At 61.8% G+C, this 22234-nt stretch carries 26 protein-coding genes; 18 read left to right on the forward strand and 8 right to left on the reverse strand.

Annotated elements, in window-relative coordinates:
- Window positions 1–84 precede the first annotated feature (84 nt).
- The 7 genes from THECO_RS02240 (at window position 85) to THECO_RS02270 (ending at window position 8232) form a co-directional block, all read left to right on the forward strand.
- Window positions 85–966: a carbohydrate ABC transporter permease gene (locus THECO_RS02240; RefSeq protein WP_015253440.1), complete on the forward strand. Its 882-nt coding sequence runs from the start codon at window positions 85–87 to the stop codon at window positions 964–966.
- The gene (locus THECO_RS02245; RefSeq protein ID WP_015253441.1) at window positions 963–1790 is read left to right on the forward strand and encodes a carbohydrate ABC transporter permease; all 828 of its coding nucleotides are present in this window, start codon (window positions 963–965) and stop codon (window positions 1788–1790) included. Before THECO_RS02240 ends, THECO_RS02245 begins: the two co-directional genes overlap by 4 nt.
- 22 nt (window positions 1791–1812) lie before the next feature.
- Entirely contained in the window at window positions 1813–3828 is a 2016-nt protein-coding gene (locus tag THECO_RS02250; RefSeq protein ID WP_015253442.1) for a beta-galactosidase, read from the forward strand.
- An 18-nt stretch (window positions 3829–3846) separates the two neighbouring features.
- Window positions 3847–5199 (forward strand): glycoside hydrolase family 30 protein, encoded by a 1353-nt coding sequence (locus THECO_RS02255; RefSeq protein ID WP_015253443.1) that lies wholly within the window; start codon window positions 3847–3849, stop codon window positions 5197–5199.
- 245 nt (window positions 5200–5444) lie between these two features.
- Window positions 5445–6041, forward strand: coding sequence for a TetR/AcrR family transcriptional regulator (locus THECO_RS02260; RefSeq protein WP_015253444.1), 597 nt, complete (start codon window positions 5445–5447; stop codon window positions 6039–6041).
- Between the two features lie 172 nt (window positions 6042–6213).
- Window positions 6214–7446: an MFS transporter gene (locus THECO_RS02265; protein WP_015253445.1), complete on the forward strand. Its 1233-nt coding sequence runs from the start codon at window positions 6214–6216 to the stop codon at window positions 7444–7446.
- Window positions 7447–7653: 207 nt separating this feature from the next.
- The gene (locus tag THECO_RS02270; RefSeq protein ID WP_015253446.1) at window positions 7654–8232 is read left to right on the forward strand and encodes a cupin domain-containing protein; all 579 of its coding nucleotides are present in this window, start codon (window positions 7654–7656) and stop codon (window positions 8230–8232) included.
- Here the strand turns inward: THECO_RS02270 and THECO_RS02275 are convergent.
- The 5 genes from THECO_RS02275 to THECO_RS02295 form a co-directional block, all read right to left on the reverse strand.
- Window positions 8229–8423 (reverse strand): hypothetical protein, encoded by a 195-nt coding sequence (locus THECO_RS02275; RefSeq protein WP_157373500.1) that lies wholly within the window; start codon window positions 8421–8423, stop codon window positions 8229–8231. The two genes, THECO_RS02270 and THECO_RS02275, sit on opposite strands and share 4 nt — an antisense overlap.
- Window positions 8424–8506: 83 nt before the next feature.
- Window positions 8507–9214, reverse strand: a complete 708-nt coding sequence (gene sfsA / locus THECO_RS02280; protein WP_015253447.1) for a DNA/RNA nuclease SfsA — start codon at window positions 9212–9214, stop codon at window positions 8507–8509.
- A 91-nt stretch (window positions 9215–9305) separates the two neighbouring features.
- Window positions 9306–10439 carry an ABC transporter permease gene (locus THECO_RS02285; RefSeq protein WP_015253448.1) on the reverse strand — a complete coding sequence of 378 codons (1134 nt, stop codon included), beginning with the start codon at window positions 10437–10439 and terminating at the stop codon, window positions 9306–9308.
- Window positions 10432–11598, reverse strand: coding sequence for an ABC transporter permease (locus THECO_RS02290; RefSeq protein ID WP_015253449.1), 1167 nt, complete (start codon window positions 11596–11598; stop codon window positions 10432–10434). The genes THECO_RS02285 and THECO_RS02290 overlap by 8 nt, the downstream gene beginning before the upstream one ends.
- Before the next feature lie 12 nt (window positions 11599–11610).
- The gene (locus THECO_RS02295) at window positions 11611–12546 is read right to left on the reverse strand and encodes an ABC transporter ATP-binding protein (RefSeq protein WP_015253450.1); all 936 of its coding nucleotides are present in this window, start codon (window positions 12544–12546) and stop codon (window positions 11611–11613) included.
- 178 nt (window positions 12547–12724) lie between these two features.
- On the opposite strand from THECO_RS02295, the gene THECO_RS20325 reads away from it, so the two are divergent.
- On the forward strand, window positions 12725–13861 hold the full coding sequence (locus THECO_RS20325) for a sensor histidine kinase (RefSeq protein WP_015253451.1): 1137 nt from the start codon (window positions 12725–12727) through the stop codon (window positions 13859–13861).
- 171 nt (window positions 13862–14032) lie between these two features.
- On the forward strand, window positions 14033–14692 hold the full coding sequence (locus THECO_RS02305; protein ID WP_015253452.1) for a response regulator transcription factor: 660 nt from the start codon (window positions 14033–14035) through the stop codon (window positions 14690–14692).
- Here the strand turns inward: THECO_RS02305 and THECO_RS02310 are convergent.
- Window positions 14668–15258 (reverse strand): sigma factor-like helix-turn-helix DNA-binding protein, encoded by a 591-nt coding sequence (locus THECO_RS02310; RefSeq protein WP_232427726.1) that lies wholly within the window; start codon window positions 15256–15258, stop codon window positions 14668–14670. The genes THECO_RS02305 and THECO_RS02310 overlap by 25 nt on opposite strands.
- Window positions 15258–15575, reverse strand: coding sequence for a sigma factor (locus THECO_RS22100; protein ID WP_232427727.1), 318 nt, complete (start codon window positions 15573–15575; stop codon window positions 15258–15260). Before THECO_RS22100 ends, THECO_RS02310 begins: the two co-directional genes overlap by 1 nt.
- 173 nt (window positions 15576–15748) lie before the next feature.
- On the opposite strand from THECO_RS22100, the gene THECO_RS02315 reads away from it, so the two are divergent.
- The 9 genes from THECO_RS02315 (at window position 15749) to THECO_RS02350 (ending at window position 21377) form a co-directional block, all read left to right on the forward strand.
- Window positions 15749–16219, forward strand: a complete 471-nt coding sequence (locus THECO_RS02315) for a carboxymuconolactone decarboxylase family protein (RefSeq protein WP_015253454.1) — start codon at window positions 15749–15751, stop codon at window positions 16217–16219.
- A 25-nt stretch (window positions 16220–16244) separates the two neighbouring features.
- On the forward strand, window positions 16245–16886 hold the full coding sequence (locus THECO_RS02320; protein WP_015253455.1) for an NAD(P)H-dependent oxidoreductase: 642 nt from the start codon (window positions 16245–16247) through the stop codon (window positions 16884–16886).
- Between the two features lie 208 nt (window positions 16887–17094).
- A complete protein-coding gene (locus THECO_RS02325) occupies window positions 17095–17958 on the forward strand; it encodes an NmrA family NAD(P)-binding protein (protein ID WP_015253456.1) in 864 nt (287 codons plus the stop codon).
- 24 nt (window positions 17959–17982) lie between these two features.
- Complete coding sequence (locus tag THECO_RS02330; protein ID WP_015253457.1) at window positions 17983–18690, forward strand: DsbA family oxidoreductase; 708 nt, start codon at window positions 17983–17985, stop codon at window positions 18688–18690.
- A 169-nt stretch (window positions 18691–18859) separates the two neighbouring features.
- Window positions 18860–19495 carry a hypothetical protein gene (locus THECO_RS02335; RefSeq protein ID WP_015253458.1) on the forward strand — a complete coding sequence of 212 codons (636 nt, stop codon included), beginning with the start codon at window positions 18860–18862 and terminating at the stop codon, window positions 19493–19495.
- Window positions 19489–20022, forward strand: a complete 534-nt coding sequence (locus THECO_RS02340) for an accessory gene regulator ArgB-like protein (protein WP_015253459.1) — start codon at window positions 19489–19491, stop codon at window positions 20020–20022. Before THECO_RS02335 ends, THECO_RS02340 begins: the two co-directional genes overlap by 7 nt.
- Window positions 20019–20144, forward strand: coding sequence for a cyclic lactone autoinducer peptide (locus THECO_RS20920; RefSeq protein WP_015253460.1), 126 nt, complete (start codon window positions 20019–20021; stop codon window positions 20142–20144). The genes THECO_RS02340 and THECO_RS20920 overlap by 4 nt, the downstream gene beginning before the upstream one ends.
- 10 nt (window positions 20145–20154) lie before the next feature.
- Window positions 20155–20532 carry a LytTR family transcriptional regulator DNA-binding domain-containing protein gene (locus THECO_RS02345; RefSeq protein ID WP_015253461.1) on the forward strand — a complete coding sequence of 126 codons (378 nt, stop codon included), beginning with the start codon at window positions 20155–20157 and terminating at the stop codon, window positions 20530–20532.
- A 128-nt stretch (window positions 20533–20660) separates the two neighbouring features.
- A complete protein-coding gene (locus THECO_RS02350; protein ID WP_015253462.1) occupies window positions 20661–21377 on the forward strand; it encodes a YwiC-like family protein in 717 nt (238 codons plus the stop codon).
- A 73-nt stretch (window positions 21378–21450) separates the two neighbouring features.
- Here THECO_RS02350 and THECO_RS02355 read toward each other — a convergent pair whose 3' ends face one another.
- Window positions 21451–22185 (reverse strand): aldo/keto reductase, encoded by a 735-nt coding sequence (locus tag THECO_RS02355; RefSeq protein WP_015253463.1) that lies wholly within the window; start codon window positions 22183–22185, stop codon window positions 21451–21453.
- Between the last annotated feature and the right edge of the window lie 49 nt (window positions 22186–22234).

The raw sequence follows: 22234 nt of genomic DNA on the forward strand, positions 1-22234 counted from the left end.
GCCCGCAAGCGGAATAAGGGAAATAAAGACAGCCTCGCGCTGTCTTTGTTTCTCGAAACCACCCGGAAAAGGTGAGCGTTCAAGATGATCAAAAAATATCAATCCACCGTGTCTCTGCTGTTGTTCGTGGCGCCCGCCTTCATCTGTTATCTGGTGTTCCTCCTGATTCCCACTTTCGGAGGGATGTATTACAGTCTTACGGATTGGAACGGGTTGAACCGCACTTACAGTTTTGTCGGCCTGGGCAACTTTGTCGAAGCGCTGCGGGACGACCGGTACTTCACGGACTCGATCCGGTTCACGCTGAAATATGTTCTCTTCATGGTGGTATTGCAGAACGTTTTTGCCCTTCTGTTCGCGGTATTCATTGAATCGAGAAAAAAGCTGAAAACCTTTTTCCGCACCATCTTCTTCATGCCGAACATGATCAGCGTCATCATCAGCGCCTTCATGTGGACGTTCGTCTTCTCCCAGGTGCTGCCCCAGCTTGCGGTCAAAACGGGTCTTACGTTTCTGGACCAGTCGTGGATCGGCGATCCGAAGTTTTCGTTCTTCTCCATTCTGGCCGTCTCGCTCTGGAACGGCGTCGGCTATATGATGATCATTTACATGGCCGGGCTGCAGGGCGTGCCGGAGCAGGTGAAGGAAGCGGCGATGATCGACGGCGCGACGCCGCTGCAGACGTTCTTCAAGGTGACGCTGCCGATGATCACCCATGCGATCACGATCTGCCTGTTCATGACGCTCAACAGCGCATTCAAAGTGTTCGAAGTCGTGTACGGCCTGACGGGCGGCGGACCGGGCAGAAGCACCCAGGTCATGGCGCTCAACATTTATGAAGAAGCGTTCTCGAACAACTTCCGCTACGGTTATGCAAGCGCCAAGGCCATCATTCTGTTCCTCATGGTGCTGATCATTACCGTCATCCAGGTCAGCGTGCTGAAGAAACGGGAGGTGGAAGCGTGAAACGGCGAAAATACGGCGATCTGGCGATCACGCTCTTCCTGGCCGTCTGCGCGGCGTATGCGGTGTTTCCGATTTACATGGCGGTCGTCAACTCGTTCAAGACGCAGGGCGAGATGCTCAAATCGGTGCTGACGCTTCCGGTGAAATTGCACTTTGAAAACTACTCGAATGCCTTCCACGAAATCAACATGCTGCAAAGCGCGCTGAACACGGTGGTCGTGACGGTGATCGGCATCGCCGGCATCATCGTCTGCGCGTCGCTGGCGGGCTACAAGCTGTCCCGCACGCCGGGGAAGCTGAGCCAATTCATTTTCTTCCTGTTCATCGCGTCGATGCTCGTGCCGTTCCACTCGATCATGATCCCGCTTACCCGGATGGCCAAAAATCTCGGTTTCCAGGGCACGACCTGGGGGCTGGCGTTCATCTACATCGGCCTCGGGGTCAACATGGCCGTGTTCCTCTATCACGGGTTCGTCAAGTCGGTGCCGCGGGAGCTGGAGGAATCGGCGCGCATGGACGGGTGCGGCGAGCTGCAGACGTTCGCGCGGATCATTTTCCCGCTGCTCCTGCCGATTACGGTCACGATCGCGATTCTGGACCTGCTCTGGATCTGGAACGACTTCCTGCTACCGCTGCTCATGCTGACGGACGTGCAGCGGTACACGCTCATTCTGTCGACGAGCATGCTGTTCGGCGAGTACAACAACGACTGGTCGCTGATCCTGTCTTCGCTGGTGCTGACGGCGATTCCGGTCGTCATCTTCTATGCGTTCTTCCAGAAGTACATCATGCAAGGCATCACGGAAGGCGCGATCAAAGGCTAGAATGGACGGGGAGGATGGTTTGATGGACCGGCTGTTGTACGGTGTCGCCTATTATGACGAGTATATGCCTTATGAACGGTTGCAGCAGGACATCGAGATGATGAAAGCAGCCGGGATCAACGTCGTCCGGATCGCCGAATCGACGTGGAGCACGTACGAGCCGCAGAAGGGCGTCTTTAATTTCAGCTCCGTGGACCGGGTGCTGGACGCGATGCACGAAGCGGGCATCCGCGTCATCGTCGGCACGCCGACGTACGCGGTGCCGGCATGGCTGGTGAAGGAATATCCCGACGTGCTGGCGGAGACGCCGCGCGGCCGAGGCAAGTACGGCCCCAGGCAGATCATGGACATCACGCATCCGGCGTATCTGTACTACGGCGAGCGCATCATCCGCAAGCTGCTGGAGCGGGTGAAGGATCATCCGGCGGTCATCGGGTACCAGACGGACAACGAGACGAAACATTACCATACGGCCGGGCCGAATGTGCAATTGCAGTTCGTGAAGTACCTGCGCGAGAAGTTCGGCTCGCTGGACGAGATCAACCGCCGGTTCGGGCTCGACTATTGGAGCAACCGCGTGGACAGCTGGGAGGATTTCCCCTCCGTCATCGGCACGATCAACGGCAGCCTGGGGGCGGAATTTGCGAAATTCCAGAGAAAGCTCGTCACGGATTTTCTCGCCTGGCAGGTCGGCATCGTGAATGAATACAAGCGGCCGGACCAGTTCGTGACGCAGAACTTCGATTTTGAATGGCGCGGGTATTCTTACGGCGTGCAGCCGGATGTGGACCATTTCGAGGCGGCGCGTCCCTTCGACGTCGTGGCGGTCGATATTTACCACCCGTCGCAGGATCAGCTTACGGGCGCCGAGATTTCGTTCTGCGGCGACATGGCCCGTTCGATGGCCGGGGGCGGGAATTATCTCGTGATGGAGACGCAGGCGCAAGGCTTCCCCCAATGGGTACCCTATCCGGGACAGCTCAGGCTGCAGGCGTTCAGCCATCTCGCTTCGGGCGCCAAAATGGTTTCCTACTGGCACTGGCATTCGATCCACAACTCGTTCGAGACGTACTGGAAAGGGCTGCTCAGCCACGACTTTCAGCCAAATCGCGTCTACCGGGAAGCGCAGACGATCGGGCGGGATTTCGAGCGGTTGTCCGACCGGCTGGCGGATCTGAAGATCACGAACCGGGTGGCCATGCTGGTCAGCAACGAGTCGCTGACGGCGCTGGATTGGTTCCCGATCCCCGGCGGGAAGATCAAATACAACGACATCGTCCGGCGGATGTACGACGCGCTGTACAAGATGAACGTCGGCGTCGATTTCATCCATCCCGGCAGCGAGGATCTGGAACGCTACAAGCTCATCGTCGTCCCGGCGCTGTACGCCGCTCCGGATGAGCTGCTGCATCGTCTGAATGCGTATGCGGCCGGCGGCGGGCACGTCGTCTATACGTTCAAGAGCGGTTTTGCCGACGAGTGCCTGAAGGTCAGGACGAGCGTGCAGCCGGGCATTATCGGCGAAGCTTGCGGCATCGGCTACAGCCTGTTCGTCGAGCCGAACGGCGTGGCGCTCAAGGGCGAACCGTTCGGCGTCGGCCGGGACGGGCACGGCATCGAGTCATGGATGGAGCTGATTCAGCCGACGACGGCGGAAGTGCTAGCGTATTACGATCATCCGTATTGGGGCGGCTATGCGGCGATTACCCGGAACCGCTATGGCGAAGGCGTCGCTTACTATATCGGATGCATGGCCGGCGAAGCGGTCATGGCCGGCTTGCTGGAGCAGGCCGTGAAGGAAGCCGGGCTGTGGGGCAAGGATCAGGAGCTGCGCTTCCCGCTGATCGTGAAATCCGGCGTGAACCGGCACGGGCGCGTCATCCGGTATGTGCTGAATTATTCCGGCGAAGCAGCGACGGTTGACTATCCGCACGCCGATGCGGTCGAGCTGCTGTCCGGGCGGACGGTGCGGACGGGCGAGCGCGTCACCGCGGAACCGTGGGGCGTGCTGATCCTCGAAGAGCAGGGGAAGGACTGATGAGAGAGGAGAACGGGCATGGAACGGAGCAAAATTCGGTGGTTTTCAAGCACCAGACAGGCGATGTGGCAGAAGAAGGCGGCCGGGAGCGGCGCGCAGACGGCGGATGCCGGGAATCCCAACCTGACGATTACGGGCGAGACGTTTCAGACCGTCGAAGGGTTCGGGGGCTGCTTCAACGAGCTGGGCTTTGTCGCCCTGAACCGGCTGTCCGAGGCGCAGCGGAACCGGGTGCTGGACGCGCTGTTCGCGCCCGACGGCGAACTGAAGCTCGACCTGTGCCGCCTGCCGATCGGGGCCAGCGATTATGCGCTCGAATGGTACAGCCTGAACGAGACCGACGGCGATCTGGCGATGGCGCATTTCTCGATCGAGCGGGACCGCAAATACTTGATCCCGTACATCCGGGAAGCGCTGAAGCGCAATCCGCGGCTCAAGCTGTTCGCTTCGCCTTGGAGCCCGCCGACGTGGATGAAGCATCCGCGGGCCTACAACTACGGCACGCTGCGATGGGAGCCGGAGATTCTGGAGGCTTACGCGCTCTATTTCGTCAAGTTCGTCCAGGCGTATCGGGAAGAAGGCATCACGATTCACCAGATCCACGTGCAGAACGAAGTGGTCGCGGACCAGAAGTTCCCGTCCTGCGTCTGGACGGGCGAGCAACTGCGCGATTTCATCCGCGACTATCTGGGGCCGGCCTTCGAGCGGCACGGGATTGAAGCCGAGATCTGGCTCGGCACGATCAACGCGCCGGACATGTGGGACATCTACACCAAAAAAATATCGACGGACTACGATGACTATGCCCACACTGTGCTCAGCGACCCCGGGGCGTACAAATACATCAAGGGCGTCGGTTATCAGTGGGCCGGCAAAAACGCGATCCAGCGCACGGCGGCCAGCTATCCGGAACTGCGCTACATGCAGACCGAGAATGAATGCGGCGACGGCAACAACACGTGGGAGTACGCCCGGTACGTCTTCAATCTGTTCCAGCATTATTTCTTCAACGGCGTAAGCAGCTATGTTTACTGGAACATGGTGCTGGAGCCGAAGGGCCGCAGCACGTGGGGCTGGGAGCAGAACGCGATGATCACCGCCGATCCGGAGACCGCGCAGCCGGTGTTCAATCCGGAGTATTACGTCATGAAGCATTACTCGCATTTCGTCGCGCCGGGTTCGGTTCGGCTGGGGCTCAAAGGCATGTGGACCGGCAACGCCATCGCTTTCGCAGCGCCGAACGGGGAACGGGTCGTCGTCATCTCCAATCCGTTCAAGGACGCCCGCACGCTCCGGCTGTCGGACGGCGCGCATGTGCACGTGTTCGAGATGGAACCGGAGTCGTTCAACACGATCGTGCTGCCGGGATGATGCCTGCGGGAGTCAGGGGAAGAGCCGTACAGGGAACGGGAGACCGTACCCGTGTGCGGCTTTTCATTTTTGGTTGGGACGCGCAGCCGCAGGAACAGCGGCAGTCTTGGGGGATTGCGGCGCCATGCCGCGCAAGGCTGCGGAAATCCCGGGACCTGCCGCGTTGGCCCCTTGCGCCGGACGGCCGGTCTGTTGTATACATTAATTAAACCGGACGGTCAGATTATTAAGGAGCGGACAAAAAAGTGGCCAGGAAAACCGCCGAAGAAACCGAGCGCACGCGGCAGCAGATCCTGAAAGGCGCCAGGGATCTGTTCATCCGCAAAGGGTACAACGCGGCATCGATGGAAGACATCCGCAAGCACGCGAACGTGAGCAAGGGCAGCATCTACTACCACTTCAAGAGCAAGCATCAGCTTCTCATGGAGATTTTCGAGCAGAAGACGATCGAGTGGATCGAAGGCTGGCAGAAAATCGTGAAGCCGGGCATGACGCCGGTCGAGAAGCTGTACGCCCTCGCCGACTATTGGCAGGAAGATTTCGACGACCCGTTCCTGAAAGTCGTCGACGAGTTCCTCACCAGCCAGGGCGTCGATACCGGTACGTTCGAGAAAATGATCGAGCTCGTGCAGATGCAATATCCCGTCATCCAGTCGATCATCGAGGAGGGCATCGCTTCGGGCGAGTTCAAGCGGGACGATCCGGCGGAGCTGACGTATATTTTCGCCAGCACGATGGGCGGGCTCGGCATGACCTACTACGAGAAGGTGCCCCGCGAACGGGCGCGGGCGATCTACCGGAAAGCGGCGGAGCTGTTCATCCGCGGGATCAGCGCGAAGTAGGGTGGCGGGTTCCGGCTCGCGGCTGTCGCCGGCGCCGGCACGCCGGCACCGGCAGGTGTCGACGCGCGGCCGCCGGCCGGCGGCTGCCTGCCCGCAGCGCGTTGGTCCGCCTTTATGCCTTTAATTAAACTGACCGGTCGGATTATAATCTTGGACAAAAGGAGAATGCCGCATGGCACATTTGTTCCGCAACCGCGTGTTTCTTGTCGTGGCCGGCGCCGATCTGCTGCAGCAGGCCGGCATCTGGATCCGGAACATGGCGCTGCTGTTCTACATCATGGAGCAGACGAACAACAATCCGGCGGCCGTCGCGCTGCTGACCACGTTCGAATATTTGCCGATCTTCGTCTTCTCGCTGATCGGCGGCACGTTCGCGGACCGGTGGAATCCGAAGCGGACCGTCGTCATCGGCGACGCGCTGAGCGCCGTATCCGTCCTGGCCATCCTGGGTATGGTGGCGGCCGGGTGGTGGCAGGCCGCGTTCGCGGCCACGGTCGTGTCCGCCGTCGTCAGCCAGTTCTCGCAGCCTTCCTCGGCGGTGCTGTTCAAGCGGCATGTGCCGGAGCAGCATGTCGAAGCGGCGATCGGCTTCACCCAGAGCATGTCGGCATTGTTCATGATCATCGGGCCGATGGTCGGCACCCTGGTCTATACGCGCCTCGGCATCGACTGGTCGCTTGCGGCGCTCGCCTTCGTGTTCGCGGCGGCGTCGGCCGTGCAGCTTCTGCTGCCTTCCACGCCGCGCGTGCAGGACGGCGGGCCGAAAAGTTCGCCGCTCAAGGACGTCAGGGACGGTTTCCGCTACGTGACCGGGCACCATACGCTGAAGCTGGCGGCCGTCATGTTCCTCCTCGTCGGCATCTCCTCCGGCATCGTCGCGCCGCTTGATGTGTTCGTCATCATGGAGCGGCTCGGGCTGCAGAAGGAAGCGGTGCAATGGTTCGCAATGCTCGAGGGTGCGGGGCTGCTGATCGGCGGCGGATTGGCGGCGGGGCTCTCCGGCTGGGTCGACCGGCACAGAAGCCGGATCGTGCCGTGGACGCTCGTCATTTTCGGCATCGGCACCTTCGTCGAAGTGCTGTCGCTGTGGCCGGTGTTGACGGGAGGCGTCCGGCTGCTGTCCGGCGTGACGATGACGTTCTTCCAGGTCGTGCTCAGCGCGCTGATGATCAAGGAAGTGGAGGAGGCCTACGTCGGGCGGACGAACGGCATCATCCTGCCGCTCATGATGGCCGGCTTGCTCATCGGCACCGGTTGCTCCGGACTGCTCGTGAAGCAGGCGACGCTGTTCGGCGCGTACGGCCTGGCGGGGGCGCTGCTCATCGTGTGCGCGCTGGTCGCGTCGCGGATGCGGTTCACCGCGCCGGCGGCGCAGACCGCGGCCGGGAGCGCGGTGGAGGGTTAACGGCATGAGCGGCTGGCGGCGCGTGCCGGCATAATCGGCGGCAAGCTGGCCCGACCTGGTGCACATTTGCACCAGATCCGGGGCGATGGAGCAGGTCTCGGCATATGTGGTGCATTTTCCATCTCCGCTCACACCCATCTGGGCAGATGCATACGATGCTTGCAGATTCCGACACCAATCCCTGTTAACCGAGGAGTGTGAGCGAGATTGGCCTATTATTTCTCTCATCATCCCTACTATGGCGTGCAGTGGCCGCATGCATGGCCCTACAGCGGGTTCTACCCGGCCTATCCGGCGTACGAGCGTCCGTGCCTCTGCGGAGGCTCCGGCAGCTCCGGCGGTGGCCGGCAGGAAGACAGGCAGCGCCCCGATCTGCGGGATTACGGCGGCACCCCCCATGTGATCAACATTGAGAAGGCCGCCGAATGGAATACCGACTTCCGCAGAGCGATCTGGACGGGACGGCATCTGCAGGTTGTCCTGATGAGCATTGAGCCGGGAAGCGACATCGGCCTCGAGGTGCACCCGAATGTCGACCAGTTCATCCGGATTGAGGAAGGATTCGCCCTGGTGCAAATGGGTCCCCGGAGAGACAATCTCAACTTCACAAGGCGCGTGTCCGAGGACGACGCCATCATGATTCCGGCCGGCACCTGGCACAACGTCACGAACATCGGCCCGCGGCCGTTGAAGCTGTATACCATCTACGCGCCGCCCGAGCACCGGTTCGGCACGGTCCATCGCACGAAGGCCGAGGCGGAGGCTGCCCACGAACCGTCCGTCTAGGCCCGGCGTTCGCCGAGGCGCTCCGCCTTGTCCAACCAGGCGCTGCGCTTCTGCTCCGTCGAGCCGTGCACCGGTCCGATCTCGGTGATCCTGACGGGGCGGATGCCGCAGAACTGCAGAATGTTCCGCTTCATGACCTTGTGGCCGGCGTGCCCGTACATCCAGCGGTTGATCAGGGGCGGCGTGTCCATCGAACCGAGCGCCTTCCAGAACGCGTTCAAGAAATGGACGGGCAAATCGCCCGGCGAATACCGGCGGCAGGCCCGCCGCGGACTCAGGGAGGCGGGAGGACACCTGTAACCGGCAGCGGCCCGCCGATGACGATCTCGTCCGCCGACACGACGGAGTCATAGGCCAGGATGCGCACGCCGGCCCGCGCCGCCTGCCTCAACATTTCGGCAAAGCGCGGGTCCTCCGCTTCATGGGGCGCAAACCGCAGGCACCCCTCCATCTGCACGAGGAAAATGACGAAGGCGGCATATCCGCTCTCCGCCGCCTTCGCCAGCTCCTCCAGGTGCCGGGCGCCGCGCGCCGTCGGGGCGTCCGGGAACAGGGCGGTGCCGCCGCGTTCCAGCGTCACCCCTTTCACTTCGATGAACCCTTCGCGAACGCCGTCATCGAAATGAAAGTCGAAGCGCGACCCGCCGAACGCCGCCTCCCCGCGCAACGACCGGACGGACGGCAGTTCAACGATCCGCCCGGCCTGAAGCGCCTCGCGGACGACCGCGTTCGGCGCCTGCGAGTCGATGTTCACCCATCCGCCCTGCCGCTCCGCGGCGATCAGGGAGTAACGGGTCTTGCGGCCGGGCTGGTCGCGGCCGGCTTCCGCCAGGGCGACGCGGCGCCCGGACACGAGCCAATCCGCCAGCCGGCCGGTATTCTTCACATGCACCTTCTCCGTGCTTCCGCCGATGTCGACCTCGGCGACGAAACGGTTGATCCTCCGGATGAAAAGGCCGTCCCGAATCCCGCTGTACCGCATGAACCCGCGTCCCCCCCTGGCGAAATTGCACATCCCATCATGCTCACCGCCATTATAACCCGTCCGCGGCGCATCGTGCGCGCTTGCTTCGCTACTTCGCCGGACGCAGCACCGCCGTGCCGAAGCCGAGCAGCACCGCCGCGAAGAGCAGCAGGATGCCGAGCGGGAGGGCGAGCTCGGCCGGCGCCGCTCCGTCGGCGCCCAGGCTGATCGCTTCGATCGCCCATTTCTGCGGCACGAAGTTCGCCAGCTTCTGCATGAACGACGGCATGAATTCGATCGGCCAGAAGCAGCCGCCGAGCATGCACGTCGGCGTCATGATCAGTGTGTTGATGATGTTGAGCTGGTTCGTTGTGCGGATGAACCCGGCGACCGCGCTGGCGATGCCGAGCGACGCGAGGATGAAGCATTCCATCACGACAAGCTCCATCCAGGCCGGCACGCCGTAATCGTACCCGAACACCAGGTGCGACAGAGCGGTGATGCCGAGCACCTGCAGCGTGCCGATGAACACGCTGCCGAAGAAATTGCCGACCGCGATATGCCAGCTCCGCACCGGCGCCGCATAGACGCGCGCCATCGTCTGGTTGCGGCGGTCTTCGGCGATGACGGAGACGCTCTGGTTGATCAGCATCATGAGGAACATGAGCGCAAATCCGATGCCGAGATAGCTCCGCGTGTTGTCGCGTTTTTCGCTCATCTTCACGCTGCCGACCAGACCTTGCAGATGCCGGTCCAGCACTGCCAGCGCATCGCTCCGGACATCTCCGCTTCCCGCTAGTTCCGCCGCGGCGGCCGCGTTGACCATGTTGCGGACGATGCCGTCCAGATCCAGCTGCAGCATCACGGACGCCTCGTCGATGGCGAGCCGGATCAGCACAAGTTCGGGCTTCTGTCCGGCCAGCCAGCCGGCCTCGAAACCGGCGGGAATCACGAAGCTCGCCGAGACGTCGCGGTCCGCCGCCATGTCCGCGGCTTCCCGGTCGGTCTCCGCCTGGACGAGCTCGTAGCGTCCTGTCTGCTCCAGCGCCCGGAGCACGTAACGGGAGAGCTCGCTGCCGTCCAGATCGGCATACCCGACGGCCGATTTGCCGTCGCCCGACGAGGAGACCAGGCCGGTCATCGTCGAGACGATCACGGCCGGCATCAGGATGAAGATCAGAAATCCTTTCACATTGCCGATCGTTCTGCGGACCAGATTTGCGGCAATGAACCAGCTATTCATGGGACACCGCCTTTCTGCCGAGCAAGGCCGAGATGAGGAACAGTCCCGCCGCGATCGAGCCGAGCACGGTCAGCCGTTCCTGCACGATCGAATCCGCGCTGCCCAGGATGAGATGGATAAAGCTCTGCGACGCCCAGTAACTGAACGTGAATGTGCCCAGCCGCTCCAGGAAGTCGCCGATTTCGCTTGAGAAGCCGCCGCTCAGGAACGTCATCACCACCGTCAGCGCGATGAAGATCGCCTGGACGGTGCGCGCCCGGGTTGTGAAGGCGGCGACGATGACGGCCAGGCTGACGGACCCGATGACGGTGAGCAGGCAGGCCGCGAGCAGATGCGCGTAACGGTCTCCCCAGTCCACGCCGTACACCGTCGTGGTGAAAAGGATGATGACCAGCGCCTGGCCGAACGCGACGAGCCCGTTGCCCGCAATTTTGCCGACAAGCACCTGAATCGGCTTCACGGGCGCGGCATAAATCCGGTTCAGCGTGCGCGTCTCCTTCTCATCGACGATGGACAGTCCGGCGGCCATGCCGGAGTACAGCAGGAACATGACGAGCATCTGGGCGGCGTAATATTCCAGCGCCGAGTAGTCACGGCCGCTCATGTCCGGCGCCGTGACGTTCACATAAGAGCCTTCTGCGCCGGATGCGCCCCGGACGGCGGCTTCGGCCGCTTGCGGATCTCCGAGCGCGATGACGGCCGACTGGACGAAGTTGATCCGGTCGAGCAGCCCCCCGATCACGCTCTCCGCCACGAGGTTGCGGTCTCCATTTTTGCCGGGATACAGTTCCCAGGCCGCCGCGCTGCCCGATGCCACATTCTCCGCAAAATGTTCCGGCACCGCCACGCCGTATCCGATCTTCCCGTCTTCCAGCGCGTCCAGCATCTGTTCCTTGTCCGGAAACCCGCGGACGGACAGCCATTTCGCCATCTCCTCCGTGCGGAGCAGTCCGGCCGTGTCGTCCGATGCTTCGTCCAGCACGACCAGGCCGACTTCGATCGGGTCGATCTTGCGGTCCTCCAGATCGAAGAAGCCCGACAGCGCGTTGCCGAGGATGAAGATGAGCAGGAGCGGCATGAAAATGAGCAGCCAGAACGTCTCCTTGGCCCGTATCATGCGGCGGAGTTCATGGTGTATGAGCGTTCCGATCGTTCGCATCGTCCGTACCTCCTAGTCCCGCAGATTGCGGCCGGTGAGCGTCAGGAACAGCGTCTCCAGGTTCGGCGTCTCGTTGCGGAGCGACGCGATGCGCACCTCATGCTTGGCGAGAATGTACAACATGTCCTGCAGGTACGATTGCGCGTGCCGGAGATAGACTTCCAGCACGCCGTCCCGGCGCTCCACCCGCTGGACGGACGCATGCCGCTTGATCTCTTCGACCGCTTGATCGGTCAGGCCTTCCGTCTCGATGACGAGCTTCTCCTGCTCTTCCACCTGCATCAGCAGCTCCCGGATGGTGCCGAGCGCGATCAGTCTGCCGTGGTCGATGATGCCGACCCGCGTGCTGATCGCTTCGACTTCTTCCATGCAGTGGCTCGTGTAAATGATGGTGGCGCCGCGCCGGTTCAGCTCCCGCACCGATTCGAGGATGTGGTTGCGGGACTGCGGATCGATGCCGACGGTCGGCTCGTCCATGATGATCAGCCGCGGCTGATGGACGATGGCGCAGGCGATGTTGAGCCGGCGCTTCATGCCGCCGGAGAACGATCCGGGACGCTCGTTCCGGTGGCTTGTCAGTCCGACGAAGGCGAGCGCTTCGTCGATCCGCTCCTGGAGCTGCCTGCCGCGCAGCCCGTACAGTCTGCCGAAGAAGCGCAGATGCTCCACCGCCGTCATTTGTTCATAGAGGGCGATCTCCTGCGGCACGATGCCGATTTTGGATTTGGCCGAGAGCGGATGGCGGCGCACCGATTCCCCGTCCACCTCGATCTCGCCCTGGTCGCTGCGGAGCAGGCCGCAGATCATTTTGATCGTCGTGCTTTTGCCCGCGCCGTTCGGCCCGAGCAGTCCGAAAATTTCGCCGCGTTCAATCGTCAGCGACAGATGATCGACCGACAGCTTCGTGCCGTATCGTTTGACCACTTGGCGCAGTCGAACCAGACTCATCGTGTTTCCTCCCTGCATGCGGTTCTGTTTGACTCCAGCGTAGCGCAATCGGAGGCGTCCGGTCAGGTGGATGAAGTCATGAAGCGGGATGACGAAAGTCATCTTTGATGGTGCGCGCCGTCACCCGCGCCGACTCGTGCTATAATGGGAGCAACGATCCGGGAAAGGTACGGTATCCTTGAACGCAGCCTATCTCATGCTTCGTTATCTGACGGTCGTCGTTGCGGGCGTCGCCTCCATCCTGATGTCGGACCGTGTGACGGACGAGGCGCTGTATGTGTATCTGCTTCTGGGCTTGCTGCTGGTGATGAGACTGCGCGACGGTCTCGAAGGGCGCGAGGCCTGGCGCGCGTCGCCGCTGCCGTTTCTCGTCGAAACGTCGGCGCTCGCGGCGTTCGCCTGGCATTATGGCGGTCTGCTGCCGCTCGCCGTTTCTGCGGCGCTGTATACCCCGCCGGAACGCCCGGGCGCGTTCATTCCGCGGGCGGTGGTCGCGTTCGCCGCGCTGAACCTCGCGGCGTGGCCGCATTTCGGGGAGAAGCTGCTCGCGGCGGCGAACCTGGGGTATGCCGCGATCGCACTGCTCCTCTGGCACATCCGGAAGACGGCGGTCGACAGCGGGGAGATCGAGGCGCTGTACCATGAGCTGCAGACGCGGAACCGCGAGCTGGAGGAAGCGCGCCGCACGGCGCTGGATCACGCGTCGAAGGTGCAGGAGCTCGCGCAGCTCGAGGAGCGAAACCGCATTGCGCACGATCTGCACGACGAACTGGGCCACCGGCTCATCCGGCTGAAAATGATGCTCGAAGCGGCGATCAGCATCGACGGCGGCGGCCGCGGCGAAGCGATGAACCTGGTCCGGGAAGTCCGGGACCAGCTCGCGGGCGCGATGGACGCGCTGCGGTCGACCGTCCGGCGGCTGAAGCCGGCGGAAGCGGCCCGCGGTGAATATTCGCTGGAGACGCTGATCGGGGAGCTGGCCGGAACGAGCGGCGCCGCCGTCCGGTTCCGGGCGGTCGGCGCGTGTTATCCGCTCTATCCGAGCGACGCGATCGTGCTGTACCGCAACGCGCAGGAGGCGGTCACGAACGCGCTTCGCCACGGCGAGGCCACGGAGGTGACCGTCGAGCTCGAATACGCGCCGGAGGAGCTGCGGATGACGGTCAGCAACAACGGGGCCGTGCCGGAAGGCGGGGAGCTGCGCAAGGGGCTGGGAATGCTCGGCATGGAGGAGCGGACGCGGCTCGTTGGCGGCCGGCTTGAGGTGATCGCCGGCGAGCGGTTCGCCGTGCGGACGATTTTGCCGCGGCGGTGACGGTCAGCCGTTTCGGAGGGCTGGCGGTGCGGAGCGAAGGCGGTCTGATGGAGCGGCGGTGTTTTTTCGGTGGACGATGGAGTGGCAGGCGGTAAAACGGCGAACCGTGGTGCGGCTTGCGGTGTTTTTTCGATAAATGACGGATGCGGCAGCGGAGGGAGGGGATGCTTGATGATTCGGACACTGGTGGCGGATGACGATCCGTTCATTCGGGAGAGTTTGCGGCTGATACTGGGCACGATGCCGGATATCGAAGTGGCGGGCGTCTGCGCCGACGGGCAGGAGGCGGTCGGGTTCGTGCGGGAGCACCCGGGGGAGGTCGACGTCGTCCTGATGGATGTCCGCATGCCGGTGTGCGACGGGGTGGAAGGGACGCGCCTCATCCGCGAGGCGGCGCCGGACGTCAAGGTGCTCATCCTGACGACGTTCGACGATGATGAATATATCGTGAAGGCGCTCAAGTACGGCGCCGGCGGTTACCTGCTCAAGAACGTCCCGCCGGATACGATTGCGGAAGGCATCCGCGCGGTGCATGCCGGCCATACGCTGATGCATCCGGATGTCGCGCGGAAGCTGGCCGGCATGCTGCATGCCGGCGGCGCCGAAGCTGCTCCGTCCGGGCGGAAGCGGCTGGCCGACTTCGGCCTGACCGACGCCGAGCAGCGGATCGTCCGCAAGATCGCCGACGGATTGTCGAACCGCGAGATCGCGCAGGCGCTTTTCTTGAGCGAAGGCACGGTGAAAAATTACATCACCGAAATTCTCGGCAAGCTGGGGCTGCGCGACCGGACGCAGATCGCGATCTTCTATCTTCGGGAGATCGCGGAGTAGCGTGATGGCGCCTGGACGAACGGCACGTGAAGGTCGAGCGCCGCGAGCCGCGCCGGGTCCGCAATCCGCTCGACGGCGGCGATCTTACCGCCGCGGATATCGAACTTGAGCGCGTAGGCCAGGCGCCCCAGCGGCGCGGCGACGGCGCCGATGACGCCGTCCACGACGGCGGTCTGGGCGGCCAGCGCGCGGCCGCAGATGCGGCGGGCGAGCGCTTCCGCGCCGCGCGTGATCCGCTCGCCGCCGTCCGTGTCGTCGCGCAGCGTGACGTCGGGGTCGAGCATCGCGATCAGCGCATCGAAGTCACCTGCGCGCGCCGCGGCGATGAACGCGTCGACGAGCCGGCGCATGCCGGCCAGGTCGGCCGAATCCCGCGGAGCCGTGCCGGTCACCCGGCGGCGGGCCCGGCTGGCGAGCTTCCGGACGGCGGCTTCTGACTTGCCTGCGACCTGCGCGATCTCGGCGAACGGCATGCCGAAAATATCGTGCAGCACGAACGTGACGCGCTCCGCGGGCTTGAGCCGGTCCAGCACGACGAGCAGCGCGAAGCCGACCGATTCGGCCATCAGCGCCTCCCGCTCGGGATCGGGCCAGCCTCGCGGTCTTCGGTCAGGGGATACGTTTCCGCCGGGTGCGTATCCAGCGGCTCTTCGCGCCGGCTTTTCCGCGACCGGAGCATATCCAGGCAGACCCGCGACACGACCCGGGTGAGCCAGCCGCCCAGATTTTCGATCGCTTCGGTCTCCGCGCGGCAGAGCCGGAGCCACCCTTCCTGCACCGCATCCTCCGCCTCGCTCAGCGATCCGAGCATGCGATACGCCGCGGCCAGCAGATGCCGGCGATGCGCCTCGAATTGTTCCGAGAGCCGTTCTTGTGCGATCATCCATACATTCCTTCCCGCATGAAGTGATACTCCCTCCATTATGACTGACGAAAAAGAACCCGCCAATGTGACAGATCTCCGGGTTGTCACATTCCGCCCCGTCCGCTCCGTCATCTTCGTGCAGGGCTCGATCAGGGCCCGCATATTCCGGAAGATCAAGGAGTGGATTGAACATGTCGCTGAAACCTCGCATGGCAAGTCCCGTGGCGCTCGTGCCCGATCTGGCCGATCCGCTGCAGGCGCTCGGCCGCGCGCTGTTCGCTTCTGCGGAACAGTCCGGCATCCCGAAGCGGACGCTTTTCCTCGTTTACCTGCGGGTGAGCCGGATCAACGGCGACAGCGTCTGCGTGGAGCTGCACTCGCACAACGCGCTGCAGGCGGGCGAGACGCCGGAGCGGGTGATGGCCGTCGCGGGCTGGCGGGATTCCGCCCGATTCACCGAAGCGGAGCGGGCGGCCCTCGCGCTCGGCGAGGCGATGGCCCGCATCGCCGACCGGCCGGACCCGGTGCCGGACGAGATTTACCGGGAGGCCGAGCGCCATTACGCCGGTCAGGCGCTGGCGACGCTCATCGCCGGCATCGCGACGGCGAATTTATACAACCGGCTCAATGTCGCGACCCGGCAGGTCGCGGCCGCCAATTAACGATACGGCGGTGAGGGGACGGAATATGGCTACCTTGCTGTACATTACGGCTCATCCGTTCGGTCCCGACGTTTCCTGCAGCATGGCGGCGGGGGAAGCGTTCCTTGAGGCGTACCGGGACGCGAAGCCGAACGACGAGATCATCCGGCTCGATCTGTACGCGATAGACATCCCGGAGCTCGACGCCGACGTCTTCGCCGGCTGGGAGAAGCTCGGCTCGGGCATCGCTTTCGGAGAATTGACCGCGGAGGAGCAGGCGAAGATTGCGCGCATCAACGAACTGGCGGATCAGTTCGCCGCCGCGGACAAGTACGTGTTCGTCACGCCGACCTGGAACTACTCGTACCCGCCGGCATTGAAGCGGTACATCGATGCCTTCTGCATCGCGGGCAAGACGTTCCGGTACATTCCGGACGTCGGCCGGGTCGGGCTGCTGGCGGGCCGAAAGGCGCTGCACATCCAGGCGAGCGGCAGCTTCCTGTCGCCGGGCTCGCCGGACGAACGGCTGGAGATGGGGCATCGCCATCTGCGGGTCATCATGGAGTTTGTCGGCATTACCGATGTGGAATGCCTCTATGTGGAGGGGATGAGAGCCGTCCCCGAACGGGCGTCGGCCATCCGGGAGGAGGCGCTCCGCCGCGCGCGAGAGATCGCGCTGAATTTCTGAATCGGTACGGGCCTCGCCGGAACGCCGTAGCGTGCATGCCACGTTACAGCGCCGCGCGAAGCCTCACTCCTGGCCTGTGGACGGCTGCAACGTGCACATATCACGCTGCAGCCTCGCCGCAGACCGTTTGCATTTTAATATGTGAAGTCACTATAATAAAGTTAGTGTCATATTAAACATAGACTTTCACGAGGAGGCGGAGTGAACGATGCGCATTATCGTAATCGGCGTAACGGGGCAATTGGGCCGGATCGCGGCGGAGACGCTGCTGGAGAAAGTGCCGGCGGACCGGCTGATAGCGGTCGCGCGCAATGTGGAGAAGGCGGCATGGCTGGCGGAGAAGGGCGTCGAAGTCCGGCACGGCGACTACAACGATCTGGCGTCGCTCCTGAAGGCCTTTGAAGGCGGCGGCAAGCTGCTGTTCGTCTCGAGCTCCGAGGCAAGCGACGAGACGCTGCGGGCGCTGCAGCACGCGACGGTCACAAGGGCGGCGAAGATGTCCGGCATCACGCATATCGCGTACACGAGCATTTTCCGGGCTCAGGAAAGCCGCCTCGCGCTGAGCCTGCTGCACCGGACGACCGAGAACATGATCCGCCTGTCGGGCATTCCGTACACGTTCCTGCGCAACACGTTCTACACCGAAGTGTTCGTGAACGAATCGCTCCGCCAGGCCGTGGAAAGCGGCGCCCTCGTGACGCCGATCGCGACGGCCGGCCTGAACACGGCATCGCGGGCCGACATGGCGAAGGCGGCGGCGGCCGTGCTGACGTCGGACGGCCACGAGAACCGGATCTACGAAATTACGGCGCCGAAGCTGTGGACGATGAAAGAGCTGGCGCAGATTCTGTCGGACGTCTCCGGCAAGCCGGTGGTGCTGAAACCGGCGACGGCCGCCGAATACGCGAAGATTCTCGTGGGTTGGGGCATGCCCGAACCTGCCGCGGCCATGTTCGCGGCGCTCTACGCGCAGCTGGACGAGGGCGAGTTCGCGCAAACCTCGGATGATCTGACCCGGCTCATCGGGGAGACGACGCCGCTTGAAGCGGTCGTGAAGCGGGCGCTTGCCTGAGCGGCCCGGGAAAGGAGCGGAGCGATGAAAGTCGAAATCTGGTCGGATGTGGCCTGTCCTTTCTGCTACATCGGGAAACACCGTTTCGAGGAAGGGCTCAGCCGGTTCGAACACAAGGATGACGTGACGGTGGAGTACCGCAGTTTTCAGCTCGATCCGCATGCGGCCAGAGAGCCCGAACGGGATCTGTATGATGTGCTGGCCGCCAAGTTCGGCATCAGCCGCGAGCAGGCTGTCCAGATGAACCAGCGGGTGGCGGAGCAGGGCCGGGAAGTCGGGATCGACTTCCGCTTCGGCGTTGTCATTCCGTCGAACACGCTCGATGCGCACCGGCTGATCAAGTTCGCGGGACGGCACGGCAAAGAGCAGGACGTGATCGAGCGGCTGTTCGAAGCGTACTTCACCAGCGGCCGCAACGTGGCCGATCACAGGACGCTCGCCGACATCGCGGAGCAGGCCGGATTGGACCGCAAAGCGGCGGAGGAGATGCTGAAATCCGGCGCTCACGCCGACGAAGTGGAGGCGGACGGAATCGAAGCAAGCCGTCTCGGCGCGCGGGGCGTGCCGTTCTTCGTTATCAACCGGAAGTACGGCGTTTCGGGCGCGCAGCCGGACAGCGTGTTTCTCGACGTCCTGCAGCGGGCCTGGCAAGACGAGCATCCGCTCATCATGGCCGAATCCGACGCATCCGGCGAAGTCTGCGAAGACGGCACCTGCAAGCCGGATAAATAAAAACCATATGGACAGTAAAGCAAAAACGGACTCCTTTTTTCAAAGGGTTCGTTTTTCTTATTCCCAAAAGAGGAAAATTTTAATTGATGAAGAATAAGTTTAGATAATCGACAGAATTGACCATATCGGTCTGCAAAAAATTACAAGCGATGAACGGGAGACAGGATAAATGAATGAAATTCTCTTTATCGCGTTCTCTACATTGGAAACTTGGTCGATTTTTGCCGTTTCGTTCACGCTGTTTCGATTCAATATTCTGAAGTACAATCTGCAGATCGTTCCCATCTCTGTTCTGATGGCACTGCTCAACTATGCCATATGGCATGAAATCGATATGGGTTCGTGGACACCCATGATCGGTCTGGTGTTGTTCACGTTGTTCATTTTCTATACGCTGCGGATTTCGCTGATCGGTTCGCTCATCGTTGCGGTAACGGGGTATGCATCGGTCATTTTGGTCCAGACTGCGTTCCTGTACGGTTTGCAGCTCACGGGCATTGCATCGGTCGCCGAAGTGCAGGCAGGCGGCACAGGTTACTACATTCTTTCGGCTGTATCTTCATGCACCGTCTTATTGTTAAGTTATTTGTTGTACCGGCTGGGCTACGGGTTTTCGTTTTCTCTGCAACACTTTAAAGTCAAGCATGAAAACATGCTGATCTTGGTAATAACAGTCGCGACGTTCATACTGCTCTCGTTCCTGCACCTGCTCAAGAACAGGCTGTACTTTGTCGAAATGATCGCGGTCGTGATCGTGCTGTTCCTGATCTATATCGCATTGAGGAGAGAGAGGACGCAATGGTAGAGAGACTTGCGTTTCGTCTGGCGCATTGGCTCAAAAGCGAAGTGCCGGATCATCCCTATTCGGAAGCGCGGCTTCAATTCGGATTTCACCTGTTTCTAAACACTGTGTTTACTTTGCTGGTCGCGACAATTCTGGGACTGTTGTTCGGCAACTATCGGGAAACGATGCAAGTGCTGTTCGCGTTCGGTTTGCTGAGAAGCATTTCAGGAGGATATCACTTCCAGTCGGCTGCGGTGTGCATCGTCGTTTCGGCCGGAGTGGCCGCATTATTGCCGTTTATTGAACTTACTAATTTTTATATAAACACCTTTAATATAGTAAATATGGTATTGACTATTATATTTTCGCCATCTAGAATTGAAGAACAAACTAGAATTCCGTCTAAATATTTCCCTGTCCTGAAAATCGGATCCACAGTACTAGTCGCTTCGAACTTCTTGTTCCAATCTCAGCTATTAGCGATCACCTGGTTTATCCAGGTGCTATCACTAATAAGATTACCCAGGAAAGGCGGTGAAACAGGATGAAGAAAAAAGCCCTCCATCTGCTGGCGACGGTTGTCGGCTGCGCAGGTCTTGTCGTCGTCTGCACGGCAAGCTGGATCTGGGGCAACCAGCCTAAAGTCCCTGCCGAACTTCTGAACAAGTAATGGTGGTCTTGTGAAATGGGTAGTCGCAAGGGACGAAGACGGGAAATCCGGTCTGGTCGAGCTGGACGTCATGGAGATCCTGAAGTTCACCGCCGACAAGACCCGCATCCTGATTCATACGAAGAATGACGTCTACTACTTTCCGTTCGACAGCCTGGAGAAAATCCAGAATGTCCTGCAAGCCTTGAATTTGCCTTTCGTGCGTGCGGATCGCGGCAATCTGGTCAACATCGACAAGGTGATCGAGATTGACGAGAAGTACGCCAAGGTATATTTCGAGGGGGACAAGCCCGGTGAACTAGGGAAGGAAGCGACGGTATCCAGACCGACAAATTACAGACGGATCCTGGATTTGTTCCGGGAAAGACAGGGGCGAAAAAACGAGTAGGACCAGAGGCTGCTTCAGCTTCTGGTCCTGCTTGTTGTTTCCCGGCTTCGTGACCCGTGTCACAATGGCCCGAAGTCCGCAAGGGTATACTGGAAGCAAGATTCTTCCGTCAGAAAGCGGGTGTACCCATGCGCAATGTCTATATACCGAAACAGCACGGCGCCTGGGCGATGCTGATTTTGCCGCTGCTCTTCGGCGTCATCGCTTCTGCCCCGGCGTGGCAGCACGCGCTGCTGTTCTTCGCCTGGCTGCTCTCGTACCTGTTCGCGTACGCCGCGCTTCAGTGGATCCGGACGAAGCGCAAGGCCGCCTGGCTCGGGCCGCTCAAGCTGTACGGCGGGCTGCTGCTGCCCGTCGGCGCCGCCTTGCTGGTCCTGGAGCCGGAACTGCTGCCCCTGCTGCCGCTGGCCGTGCCGTTCATCCTGATCAACCTGTACTTCGCGAAGCAAAACCGCGAGCGGGCGTTCCTGAACGATCTGGCCGCCGTCATCCTGTTCAGCATGATGACGTTCGCTGCCTTCCGGGTCGGAGACGGGACGGACGCCTCGCTGGCGCTCGAACTGTTCGCGCTCAGCGTGCTCTATTTTACCGGGACGATCTTCTATGTGAAAACGATGATCCGCGAGAAGCACCACAAGGCGTTCTATTGGTATTCGGTCCTGTATCACGCGGCGTTCCTTGCGGTCGTCACGCTCCTGTATCCGCCCGAGCTGCTCCCGGCCGCGGCGGTGCTGCTGGTCCGCGCCGCCGTGATGCCGCGTCTTCATCCCGCGGTCAAGACGACCGGGATGCTCGAGATCGCCTGGTCGGTGCTGGTGCTGGTCTGCGCGTGGGCGGCGTACTGAGCCGGAACGAACAAAAAGCCGACGCCTGAAAACGGCATCGGCTTTTTCTGACGCATCATGCCAACCCGGAGACTCAGAAGAGGAATTCATCCGGATGCGGACCGAACCGGTGGTCCTTGTTGAGCGCGTCGATCGCGCGGATGTCTTCTTCGGACAATTCGAAGTCGAAGATGTCCGCATTCTCGGCAATCCGCTCACGGCGGACCGACTTCGGAATCGTGACCACGCCGAGCTGCAGATCCCAGCGGAGGACGATCTGCGCCGGGGTCTTGCCGTATTTCGCCGCCAGCTCTTTCAGCACCGGCAGGTCGAGGTTGCCCTTCATGATCGGCGACCACGCCTCGAGCTGGATGCCTTCGCGCTTGCAGTAGGCAAGCAGCTCCTTCTGGGTAAGCAGCGGATGGAACTCCACCTGGTTGACGGCGGGGATGATGCCGCTCGTCTCTTTCAGCGACTCCAGATGATGGATCTGGAAGTTGCTGACGCCGATCGCGCGGATGTAGCCTTCGGTGTACAGCTTCTCGAAGGCGCGCAGCGTCGATTCGTATCCCTGGTCCGAGTTCGCCAGCTTCGTCGTGATGAACAGCTCTTCCCGCGGAACGCCGCTCTCCCGGATTGCCTGGCCGACGCCGGTCTCGTTCCGATAGCCCGCCGCCGTGTCGATCGAGCGGTATCCTTCCTCAATGGCCCAACGCACCGCGTTTCTCACTTCTTCGCCGTCCGCCACCTGAAAGACGCCGAGCCCGAGCCAGGGCATCCGGACGCCGTTGTTCAGCACCGCGGCGTCGGTAATACTGCGGATTTCCATGTCGCATGACCTCCCTTTCCGAGATTGTCACCCTACATTCGGCACTGGG

It is taken from the genome of Thermobacillus composti KWC4 (genome assembly GCF_000227705.2).
Taxonomy (GTDB): Bacteria; Bacillota; Bacilli; order Paenibacillales; family Paenibacillaceae; genus Thermobacillus; species Thermobacillus xylanilyticus.